10 protein-coding genes are annotated in these 10,362 nt (G+C 68.0%); 2 read left to right on the forward strand and 8 right to left on the reverse strand.

What is annotated here, in order from left to right:
- Positions 1–76 precede the first annotated feature (76 nt).
- A complete protein-coding gene (locus SD37_RS10715; RefSeq protein ID WP_145926594.1) occupies positions 77–676 on the forward strand; it encodes a hypothetical protein in 600 nt (199 codons plus the stop codon).
- A 323-nt stretch (positions 677–999) separates the two neighbouring features.
- Positions 1,000–1,128: a hypothetical protein gene (locus SD37_RS44090; protein WP_256376576.1), complete on the forward strand. Its 129-nt coding sequence runs from the start codon at positions 1,000–1,002 to the stop codon at positions 1,126–1,128.
- 617 nt (positions 1,129–1,745) lie between these two features.
- Here the strand turns inward: SD37_RS44090 and SD37_RS10720 are convergent.
- The 8 genes from SD37_RS10720 to SD37_RS10755 all read right to left on the reverse strand — a co-directional run bounded on the left by SD37_RS10720 (position 1,746) and on the right by SD37_RS10755 (position 10,324).
- A complete protein-coding gene (locus SD37_RS10720; protein ID WP_052674979.1) occupies positions 1,746–2,894 on the reverse strand; it encodes an amidohydrolase family protein in 1,149 nt (382 codons plus the stop codon).
- A 656-nt stretch (positions 2,895–3,550) separates the two neighbouring features.
- Positions 3,551–4,792 carry an alpha/beta hydrolase gene (locus SD37_RS10725; RefSeq protein ID WP_044851924.1) on the reverse strand — a complete coding sequence of 414 codons (1,242 nt, stop codon included), beginning with the start codon at positions 4,790–4,792 and terminating at the stop codon, positions 3,551–3,553.
- Positions 4,789–5,037 carry a hypothetical protein gene (locus tag SD37_RS10730; RefSeq protein WP_044851925.1) on the reverse strand — a complete coding sequence of 83 codons (249 nt, stop codon included), beginning with the start codon at positions 5,035–5,037 and terminating at the stop codon, positions 4,789–4,791. The genes SD37_RS10725 and SD37_RS10730 overlap by 4 nt, the downstream gene beginning before the upstream one ends.
- Positions 5,034–5,663 (reverse strand): VOC family protein, encoded by a 630-nt coding sequence (locus SD37_RS10735; protein ID WP_044851926.1) that lies wholly within the window; start codon positions 5,661–5,663, stop codon positions 5,034–5,036. The genes SD37_RS10730 and SD37_RS10735 overlap by 4 nt, the downstream gene beginning before the upstream one ends.
- Before the next feature lie 86 nt (positions 5,664–5,749).
- A complete protein-coding gene (locus tag SD37_RS10740) occupies positions 5,750–6,463 on the reverse strand; it encodes a TetR/AcrR family transcriptional regulator (RefSeq protein WP_044851927.1) in 714 nt (237 codons plus the stop codon).
- Positions 6,460–7,209: a maleate cis-trans isomerase family protein gene (locus SD37_RS10745; RefSeq protein ID WP_044851928.1), complete on the reverse strand. Its 750-nt coding sequence runs from the start codon at positions 7,207–7,209 to the stop codon at positions 6,460–6,462. The genes SD37_RS10740 and SD37_RS10745 overlap by 4 nt, the downstream gene beginning before the upstream one ends.
- Positions 7,206–8,852: an AMP-binding protein gene (locus SD37_RS10750; RefSeq protein ID WP_044851929.1), complete on the reverse strand. Its 1,647-nt coding sequence runs from the start codon at positions 8,850–8,852 to the stop codon at positions 7,206–7,208. Before SD37_RS10750 ends, SD37_RS10745 begins: the two co-directional genes overlap by 4 nt.
- Positions 8,849–10,324: an FAD-dependent monooxygenase gene (locus tag SD37_RS10755; RefSeq protein WP_052674984.1), complete on the reverse strand. Its 1,476-nt coding sequence runs from the start codon at positions 10,322–10,324 to the stop codon at positions 8,849–8,851. Before SD37_RS10755 ends, SD37_RS10750 begins: the two co-directional genes overlap by 4 nt.
- Positions 10,325–10,362 lie beyond the last annotated feature (38 nt).

A 10,362-nucleotide genomic window follows, 5' to 3' on the forward strand; every position in this document is an offset into this window, starting at 1 on the left:
GTTTGAAGGATTCGCTCACGGCTGCTGTGAGTCGGTTTTGGCCGCGTGGGAGCGGGTCGCGGGTGACATACTCGATATGACCATTTGCCTTGATGAGGTGAAGGTTGAAACTTCCGATGTACTTGTCAGGAGTGTAGACCTGGACCTCGTCGAAATGATTATCGAGGAACCGTCCGTCGGCGCGTCCATTCTGCACGCGCCGAATTCAGTCGAGGTGCGGAGGGCGACGAATTTGCGGGCTCTTCTGCCTGCTGCTCTCACGGCGAGTGGGAATCCGGCCTCCGGATCGGCCGGCGTTCAGCCCGGCGGTGAGCAGGTCAAGCAGCCGGCTGTTCCGCAGGGGGAGGAGGGTGTATCGGACTATGACGTGAGTGCTGGTGATCTGATGGCCGGCCAGTTGGGCCCGAACACTCATATCTCGTCCACTGTGGACTCCGGGACCGGAGTTCCGGCCGGGGAAACGAGCACAGGGCTGGGGCTTGAGTCTGATGTGGAGCCCGTGGTGAGTTACGAGCCTTTGATGGCCGCCCTCGATGACCTGATGGGCGGTGATGACGCTGTTGCGGCTGGTGCGTCGGTGGAGCGCGGTGAAGGTGTGTGGGGGTCCCGGGTCGGTGTTGTGCTGGGCGATGAGGATTCTGATGTGGCTGGGGGCGCGCGGTGGCTGGAGCATTAGCCGGGTGTGTTCGCCGTCGTGGCGACCGATCACAGTGTGCCTGACTTGGAGGTGGTGAAGAAGGCGGTCCGGTTAAGGAGTGGAACGAGATTGACGCGGTGCGGTTGTTCGTCTGCGGTCAGGATCGCCAGGAGGAGCTGGCGAAGCTGGCCGGGCGTTGGATGAGGAATACAGCGTTCGGGTGTCCTATCCGCGTTACCAGGTGCTTATCGAGGTTGCCGGGGGCAAGCTGGTGGTGTGGGTCGGGCAGATTGCGCTTGGCGAAGGTTGTCCGCAGATCCGGTGGGAGCAGAACGGCGAAGGCTGGATAGGCAGGCACCTCGGTGGGCAGAAGACGTCCGGGACATATCCGCCAGGCCAAGGCGAAGGGGATCGCCGGGCAGCTGAGTCGGACCGAGGAAGTGGACCAGGTCGTCGCCTCGGCCGGCGGTGGGCCGCACGGAACCGGCTGACCCGGATCGGGCAGCTCGTGGCGGCGCGCAAGGTGTTCGGCGGCCGCTCAGCACTGGACCACATAGTGTGCGCCCACGTCGTCCTCCCCGCAGGGCGCCCGCCCAGTGACAACGACGTCTTCCAAGTGACTGCTCCCTCCGGGCACATCGGCGCACACGACGAACGGGCCGACGCGCCGATGATGATCAACCGTTTCAGACCTTCGGCCAGCAAGCCGAAGATCCCGTTCTCCTCGAACTCGGCGACCGACGTGCCACCTCTCACTACGTCGCCTGCGGGGAGATCCATCTGACCGTTGACATGGACGCATAGCCGCTGCCGCCCGCAGGTGCCTCGGCGGCACCCGGGAAGGACGGCGTGGCCTCGTGGTGCGTGCATGGCATGGGTGCCGGAGTCGGGATGTCGGCGACATCGATCACTGCGGCCCGTCATCACATCGGCATGACGGGCCGGGACAGCCGCCTAGGCGACCTGACATCTCACGCCTCGGCTCCGACCCCGACGCATGGCTTGTCGCCCAGGGCTTGCGGCAGCCTCTCGGACCGCACTGTCGATGATCGGCGGGCCGGCGCGCTGGGGATCTCAGGAGTATCGGCATTGGCGCCGGCGCCGCGCGTCACTTCACGGGCACTTTCATTTTGAATAGTTTCTCCGCATTTCGGAAAGCAATCTTTTCCTTGTCTTCGCGTGGCAAATCGAGTCCGCGGAACCAGTCGGTCTGCGCCTTTATGTCCGCGAACGGGTAGTCGGTTGCGAACATCACTCGATCCACGCTTACGAACTTCAGCAGTAGATCGAGCAGTTCGGTCTGGGGGAATGCGCTGGTTGTGATCCAGAAGTTGTCCTGGAAGTATTGCTCGATAGGCTTCTTGAGCGAGTTCTTTGTCGGCTCGCCCATGTCTTCGATGATCCGCTTGTAGTAGAAGGGGAGACCTTCGCCCATGTGGCCGATGATGATTTTCAGTTTGGGGAATCTGTCGAAGACCCCGTATGTGATCATGCGAACGCATTGGATCAGCACCTCTTGGTGCCAGCCGTATCCGGACCCGCTGAAGATGTAGTCTTGGAACTCTTCCGTGTATTCGGACCGTGTGGTGCTGTAGTAGATCTTGAAGACGTCGTCAGCTGGATAGCCGGGATGCAGGTAGATCGGCACATCGAGCGCAACGGCACGTTCCAGCACGGGCTCGAACTCGGGATGATCGAGATACTTCTTCGTGATGTGTCCGTTGGTCAGTGCGCCCACGAAGCCGTCTTTTCGCACCGAGCGTTCCAGTTCGTCCGCTGCCGCCTTGGGGCTCTGCAGGGGCAGGGTGGCGAAAGCCTTGAAGCGACCCGGATAATTGACGATTGGCCCTTCTGCAAGTTGCCGGTTAAGGCGATAGGCAAATTCGATGCCCTTTCGCCCGGGGACGTTTTGTACGGACGGTGTATGCGCAGAGAGGATCTGAACGTTGAGTCCTCCCGCGTCCATATCGCCGATGCGACGTCGGCCTAGATCCGAAAGGCCGATTTCCTCAAGAAATGCTATGTGATCCTTGTTGATGGAGTTCAGCTTCAACAACGCGGGAGTCGAAAATGTCTCCTCGGCGCCGACGAAGGGCAGGTCCCGGTCTCGCCGGTAAATTTCCGCGGTCTTGTCCACGTTCTGGTCCGGAGTTTTGTCGTCGCTCGCCGCCGAGGCAACGGCATGCGTGGAGATGCCGGCGCCGATGCCGAGTGCCGTGGCGGCGGTCAGGAAGCTGCGGCGTCCCAAGGGCTTCATATCAGTCTCTCCTGGTGTTCGTGTGGTGTGGTATCCGTCTGCGAGATGCTTGGCTCGAGCCTTCGTCGCCCGCGTGCGTGCTGCGCGGGCCGACCGCGGCGGGCCCCGCATCGTTGTGGGGGCGCGACCCACGGGCGGCGACCGGGTACGCCGTCGCCAGAGCCATGGTGGACGCCCCCAAGTCTTGATCGCCCGGGCGGCGCTTTCCCTGACGGCGCTGCATCCACGGCCATGAACAGCCTCCTGCCGACGGGTTACCTCGCTTGTCTGACACCGACTTCGTACCTAGCGAATCTGAAACGAACGTTAATGTGGTGCTCAGGCTGGTTGTCCGAGCCAGGTGCCCGGCGCACGCGTCAGCGTGGTGGACTGGAGAGGCGAGTGCCGGCTGCGCCCGGACGCCAACGGCCCACAGTCGCGGCGTGCCTGCCGCAGACCACTCGAGACCAGATCGCCCTGATTGCGGTCCGACCTGTGTTGGTACGTACGCCGGGCACGCGACGTAAGGGCCGTGTGCCGAAGCATTGGCCATTAGCGAATTGACCGGCCAACGAATATTTCATCGAGCGTCGCATGGAGCTGCCATGGGGAATACTTTTGGTACCGGTCCAGGATCTCGCTGATCACCGGGCCGATGTGCTGCCCCCGCGAGCGAGTCAGTCGACGGGTGTCAGATCGAAACGTTCAACCAGCCACTCCGCGATGTCCGCCGCCGCGAGTTCGTTGCCGGTCGGTTCCCCCTCGGCGATCGCACCGCCGAAGTGCAGGCCCCGCACCCTCGTGGTCGTGAGGTCGGCCGCGCCGAGGGCGTCGATCATGCGCCGCGAGTCGGCGGGGAAGGCGGCCTGGTCGCCGGTCAGCTCCACGAACAAGGTCGGCGCGGTCACGCCGGGTGCGCACCGCACGAAGTCGGCGTTCGAGCTCAGTCCTGACCACGTCGACAGCCACGCCTCCGGGGTGGTCAGCCGACCGAAGCCGACCTGGCCGTAATTGATCAGGTCGGGGCGTTTGCCGAACAACGACCCGTACGGCCGCTCGCTCGGGTCCAGCGACAGGTCGACCGTGCGGGGGTCGGCGTCGGTGCGGAACGCTGTGATGATCTTCGTGGCCAGTGACCGGCGCCGGTCCGCGGCCCGGCCAGTCGCCTTGAACGCCGCCCGGGCTTCGGCCGCGCGGGCCAGGTGTTCCCGCGCGACCGCGTCGATCCGCGCGACGCGATCCCGTTGGGCCGCCCGGTACCTGGCGAGGAAGTCATCGCTGTAGGAAGAACTTCGCGGTGGTTCGGCGAAACCGTTGGCCGGATCGTAGAGGTCGAGCTCCGGTACCGCGGAGAGCGGGTTCGATTCGTCGGCGACCGACGGGTCGATGCAGTTCAGCAGGAGCTTGCCCTGGCCCGGGTGCGGGGCGAGGAACACGACGCCGTCGGCGAGGGGCATCTGCGCGTCGGCTAGTTTCGTGGGCCGGCCGCCGGGTGTCTCGGCGATCCGGTCGCCGGGTGGGAGCGCCGCCTGCTCGAGGTAGAAGGCGAACAGCGTCCCGCCGCCGGAGTGTCCCAAGAGGATGATCGACGCGAATCCCCGGTCCCGCAGGAAGAGCTGGCCGGCGGCGACGTCGTGCAGTGCTTGCTCGTGGACCAGGTTCAGGTCGTTGTTGACCGAGCGCGTGTGCTGGGTCCACACCGCGACCCCCGCCCGCAGCAGCAAGGGAACCAGCGGGTGGTGTGTGAGGTCCTGGCGCGGGTGCATCAGGGACACCACCGTCCGCGCGTCCGGCACGGTGGACAGGACGCCGCGCACGGTCGCGCCGTCCGCGGTGGTCAGCTCGTGTACCGACGTCACCGTCGAGGCGGGCCGATCGACGGCGGCGAGGTAGCGGCCGGCTCCCAGGCGTTCGCTCACACCGGCTCCACGCGTAGGGCATTCTTGTCGTGCTGGGTGATCCGGCTGTCGCGGGCGACGCCGGCGACGCACGAGTACCAGACTGCGTGACGGCACCCGGTGGCGCGGCGGTCGACCACGATCGGGCCGGTCGCGCTGATCTCGAAGTACGGCCCGACCCGCCCCACGGTCACCGAAGGGGCCTCGGCGGCGATCACCGCCACGGCGGTGTTCTCCGGGACGTCGAGGACGTACCACGTCGTCATCGCGCGGGCTCCCAGCCCGCCGCATGCTGCACGATCAGCTCCGCCTTGCGCGCGAACAGCTTCCCGAACGTGGGCTCCGGCTCACCGACGACGTCGAGCAGCGCTTCGATGGTGAGGTTCGCGTCCAGGTCCTCCTGCGGGGTCACCGGGCGCATCGCGCGGGTGATCTCGAACATGTAGCCGTTCGGGTCGTGGGTGTAGATCGACTCGATGGTCTCGTGCTGGATCTGCATCTCGACCGGCCAGTCGCTCGCGTCGAGCCGGCGGCGGTACTCCAGCAGGTCTTCCTCGTTCTCGACATGGATCGCCAGGTGCCGGGACCGTACGAAGTACTCGGGCACTTCGGCGCCGAAGCGTGCGTAGACGTCGCCCTTCGCGCCGTCCGCGCCGCCGACCTCCGGTGTGGTGCCGAAGTAGTAGAAGAAGGCGATCCGGTCGTCGTTGCCGATGTCGAAGAAGAAATGGATGAAGTCGGGGTGGTTCTCCGGGCCCCAGCCCGCCGCGCAGATCGAGTGCACGACCGGGAACCCGAGGACGTCCCGGTAGAAGCGCACCGTGGCGGCGGGGTCGAAGGTCGGGAACGCGACGTGGTCGACACCCCGCACCCGGTGGTCCAGTTCGGTCATGACATACCTCCCGCGTTGGCTCGTGAGGTTCACGGTACGCGGGAGTCAACGCTTGCGTCAATATTCTGACGCGCGTGCTGAACGTCTCAGATGTCGAGGATTCGCTCGAGGTGGTCGAGGTCCTGACGCAGCATCTTCAGGGCAGCGGCCGGGCTTTCGCCGTCGAGAACATGCTGGTCAGGGCGTTGCAGGGCGCCGAGGGCCATGTCGGCGAGCTGCTCCACGACCGAGTCCGCCGTGTCGCGGCCGCCGGGGTGGAACCACCACGCGACCCAGTTGCACATGCCGAGCACGCCGAGCGCGGCGACCCGGCCGTCGACCGGTCGGAACCGCCCCGCACGGACGCCGTCGTCGATGACGCCGGCGATGGTCTTGAGCACGGCGCGTCGGCCTTCGTCGTAGGCCTCGGTCAGCTCGGCGGGCAGCTCGGCCTCCGAGCGGATGAGCAGCCGGAACCGCTCCGGCTGCCGGGCCCGCCTGCCGACGATGATCTCCACGATCCCGCGCAGCTTCGCCACCGGGTCGAGATCGCGCGCGACCAGTTCACTGAGCTCTTCCAAAGGCCCGTTGGTGACCTCGGTGACGAGCCTCGCGAGGACTTCTTCCTTGCTCTTGACGTAGTAGTAGAGCGCGGGCCGGGTGATGCCCATGGCGTCGGCGATGTCCTGCAGGCTGGTGCCGGCGAACCCGCGCTCGGCGAACAGCCGCGTGGCGTGCTCGTAGAGCTCGTTCTCCACCAGCTCCCGCCGCGCTGTGGTGGTCTTCTCGCGGGGCCCGCTCCGCGGTGTGCTGCCGCTCATCCTGGTGATGGTAGAGGTCCCGCGAGCAGCCGCCCGGCTCCCGGCAGGCACGGCGCCAGGTTCAGCTGCCGCAGCAGCGCGTACGCCCCCGCCGTCGCCGCCGACAGCACCGGTAGCCCGAACTCCGTCTCCGCGGGCTCGACCAGGTCCAGCGACGGCATCTGCACACACGCGGAAATGACCAAGGCGTCCGCGTTTTCCAGGTTCAGCCCCCGTGCGGCGGCGAGCACGCGGTCGCCGGGGATACAGCCCACCTCGGCGTTGTCCCCGACTTCCAGGGCGACCCAGTCGACGACGTCAAAGCCTTCCGCGCGCAGGTAGCCGACGACCTCCTCGGCCAGCGGCCGCAGGTACGGTGTGACCAGCGCGATGCGCCGAGCGCCGAGCGCGTGCAGCCCTTCGACGAGCGCGCCGGCGCTGGACAGCACCGCCGGGTGCGCGTTCCGCGCCGCTAGCTGCCCGATGACGGCCTTCTCGGTGCGCTCGTGCTCGCCCGGGCCCTGCGCCATGACCGCGACGAGACACGCGTAGAGCAGCGCGTCGACGCCCGCGTCGGCCAGCTCGTCGACGCAGCGTTCGCGTTGGGCGTTCATCGCGCGCAGCTCTTCGGGGGACACCTTGTGCATGCGCATCCTGCTGCTGTGGAAGGAAAACGCTTCGGTGTGCCGTGCGAGCAGCGCCGGGATCTCCGTCTCGACGGTGACGTTCGAGCTGGGGACGACGAGCCCGATCCGGTGCGGGGTCACGGGGTACCTCCTTGTTCGGCGGCGAGCTTGGCGGTGATTTCCGTCCGCAGGCGCTTCTTGTCGAGCTTCCCGACGAGCGTGCGCGGGATCTCGGGGACGACTTCGACGCGTTCGGGCCACTTGAACTTCGCGACGCCGTGCTCGGCGAAGTGGCGCTGGACTTCGGGCAGGTCGAGCGGGCCGCCGGTGACGAACGCGCACGAGCGTTCACCGAGCCGCGGATCGGGCATGGCCACGACCGCGGCCCCGGTGACGCGCGGGTGGCGCAGCAGGAGCAGTTCGACCTCTTCGGCGTTGATCTTCTCGCCGCCGCGGTTGATGACGTCCTTGAGCCGGCCTTCGATCGCGACGTACCGCTTGCCGTCGATCACCTGCACCGAGGCGAGGTCGCCGGTGCGGTAGAACCGGTCGGTGGTGAACGCGTGCGCGTTGTGGTCCGCGGCGTCGAAATAGCCACGCAGCGTGTACGGGCCGCGGCAGCACAGCTCGCCGGCTTCGCCGTCCGGAACCTCGTATTCGGTCCCGGGTTCCAGGACGCGGACTTCGTCCCAATCGGATAGTGGCGTGCCGACCGTGGTGGCCCGCGCGAGCCGCGGCGCGCCGGGGCGGGTGGTGAGGAACAGGCCTTCCCCCATGCCGAACAGCTGGGCCGGCCACAGGCCGCGCCGCTCGAGATCGTCGAACAACGCGGGCGGAACCTTGGCGCCCGACAGCACGATCTGCGTCAGCGCGGCGGCCGCGGCGGCGAACCCGGGATGGCTGACGGCCCGGAAGTGCCCGTGTCCCAGCAGGACGTGCGTGGGAGCTTCGCGCGCGAGCAGGGGCAGGGCCGCGTCCAGGTCGGCGGTGCCGAGGATCAGGCAGGCGCCGACGCTGTGCGGGCCGTGCAGCGCGCAGACGATCCCCGCGTTGTGCACGATCGGGATCAGGTGCGCGACCCGGGTTTCCGGCGACCAGCCCCAGGATCGCGCGTAGGCCAAAGCGTTGTACCAGTACTCGGCGTGCAGCCGCGGGATCACCTTCGGCACCCCGGTGGTGCCGCCGGACAGCTGGAACACGGCGACGTCGTCCGGGCCGATCCCGGCCTGGATCTCTTCGACGGTCTTGCGCGCGGCGCAGGGGTCGAGGTCCGCGCCGAGGGTTTCGACGGACGTGCCGCGCGGATCGTCGCCAAGCACCAGCACGTGCCGCAGGGTCGGGTGTCCTCCGGCCTGCTCGACCGCGAAGCCGACGAGGTCGAACCCGCCCGTCTCCATCAGGTGCGCGACGGCGCCGACCCGGCGGCTGACCTCGCCGATCTCGTGCCCGCGGTGCGCGGCGAGCGTGCACACCGGTACCAAGCCCGCCTTGAGTGCGCCGTACCAGGCGAGCACCGTGCCGAGCCGGTTGGTCGCTTGGAACAGCACCGGGTCGCCGGGCGCGAGACCGAGGCCGGCCAGGCCGGCGGCCAGCAGGTCGGTGCGCTCGTCCAGTTCGCGGAAGGTGACCCGGCCGTCGAGCGCGACGACGGCGTCGCGGTCCGGGTGGGCCAGAGCGATCAGGTGCAGCTGGTCGGCGATCGTGCGGGTGCCCCACAGGCCGCCGTCCCGGTAGGCGCGCACGACGTCGGCCGGGTAGGCGACGACCTTGTCACCCCAGCTCATGCGGTCTCCTCGATCAGGTCCGTGCGGGCACTGACCAAGCCGGCGGCCAGGTCGTCCCGCAACGCGGCGGGTCCCTCCACCAGGATGAGCCCTCCGGCTTCGAGCCGGACGCGCTCGGCGAGGTCCAGCCGGGTGAGCAGGGCGTCACGGTCACCCGGTCCGGTGAACCTGAACCCCGGCGCCCCGCGCTCACGGGCTTCCCGGGCCCTGGCCACGACCGCGTCGCCGACGTCATCCCACGGGTCGTCGACGACCTCGTCGAGTGTGACGAGGCCGGCGGGCGGCACCGGCCGCCGCGCGAGTACCCAGTCGACGAGCCCGTCCGGCGGTGGCGGCGTCCCGGCGTACTGGGTCAGCGCGGTGGCGACGAGGTCCGGGCTGGTGGCGGCGAAGCGCTCCAGGGGTACATTCCCGGCGCGGGTCATATACGCGACCATCAGCTGCTCGACCGGCAGGTGCAGGCGCGCCGGGAACGACTCCCACCACAGCCGGCTGCGGCGGGCCAGTTCCTGCAGGCGTTCGACGGCAGGGCGGCGGTCCGCTTCGTACCGCGCGAACGCGTTCGGGAGGTCGCCGGTGTCTCGAAGTGCTTCGACCAGGCCGATCGCGTCCTCCATCGCGAGCTTCGTGCCGGAGCCGATGGAGAAGTGCGCGGTGTGCGCCGCATCGCCCAGTAACACGGTGTTCCCGGCCGACCACTGTTCACAGTGGACGGTCCGGAACCGCAGCCAGCGCGTGCGGTTCCCGATCAGCCGGTGCCCGCGCAGCGTCTCGGCGAAGGCGTCTTGCAGGTAGCGTAAGGAAACTTCGTCCGACGACGTGTCTTCGGGAGTACGGTCGAAGCCCGCCCGGCGCCAAGTGGCCTCGTCGGTCTCGATGAGGAACGTGCTGCGTCCGGTGCCGTACGGGTAGGCGTGCGTGACGAACACGCCGTGCTCGGTGCGCACCGGTTCGAACAGGGCGTCGTCCAGTGCGAAGTCCGCGCCGCACCACAGGTACAGGCCCCGCCCGGTGCCGATCCTGGCGCCGAAAGAGCCCTGTTCGCGCGTCGCACTGCCGACCCCGTCCGCGGCGACGACGAGGTCGGCGTCAAGGTCGGCGGCCGACTCGCGCGCCCCGAAGTGCAGGCTCACCCCGGCCTTTTCCGCGTGCCGCTGCAGGATGGCCAGCAGTTCGGTGCGGGCGACGCCGATCAGCCGGTCGTTGCGGACCCGCGCGACCCGGCCGCCGACCCGCAGGGTCATGTCGTGACGGCAGCCCGCGGCGACCAGATCGCGCAGGGTGTCGGGATCGGCCGCGGCCAGCTTGCGCTGAGTGCCGGCGGCCAGGCCGACGCCGAACCCGAAGGTGGTATCCGGCTCGCCCTGCTCGTGCACGGCGACTTCACAGGACGGAAACGCGAGCTTGAGCAGTCGCGCGGCGTAGAGCCCGCCGGGCCCTCCGCCCAGCACCGCGACCCGGCGTGGCTGCATCCCGACCTCCATGTTTGACGTAGACGTCGACTATTTGA

It is taken from the genome of Amycolatopsis orientalis, from assembly GCF_000943515.2.
GTDB classification, from domain to species: Bacteria; Actinomycetota; Actinomycetes; order Mycobacteriales; family Pseudonocardiaceae; genus Amycolatopsis; species Amycolatopsis orientalis.

Excerpts from the sequence above, each read along its gene's own strand:
- SD37_RS10715 (WP_145926594.1), top strand. The coding sequence starts at position 77 with ATGACCATTTGCCTTGATGAGGTGAAGGTTGAAACTTCCGATGTACTT.
- SD37_RS10720 (WP_052674979.1), bottom strand. The coding sequence starts at position 2,894 with ATGAAGCCCTTGGGACGCCGCAGCTTCCTGACCGCCGCCACGGCACTC.
- SD37_RS10730 (WP_044851925.1), bottom strand. The coding sequence starts at position 5,037 with ATGACGACGTGGTACGTCCTCGACGTCCCGGAGAACACCGCCGTGGCG.
- SD37_RS10735 (WP_044851926.1), bottom strand. The coding sequence starts at position 5,663 with ATGACCGAACTGGACCACCGGGTGCGGGGTGTCGACCACGTCGCGTTC.
- SD37_RS10740 (WP_044851927.1), bottom strand. The coding sequence starts at position 6,463 with ATGAGCGGCAGCACACCGCGGAGCGGGCCCCGCGAGAAGACCACCACA.
- SD37_RS10750 (WP_044851929.1), bottom strand. The coding sequence starts at position 8,852 with ATGAGCTGGGGTGACAAGGTCGTCGCCTACCCGGCCGACGTCGTGCGC.
- SD37_RS10755 (WP_052674984.1), bottom strand. The coding sequence starts at position 10,324 with ATGCAGCCACGCCGGGTCGCGGTGCTGGGCGGAGGGCCCGGCGGGCTC.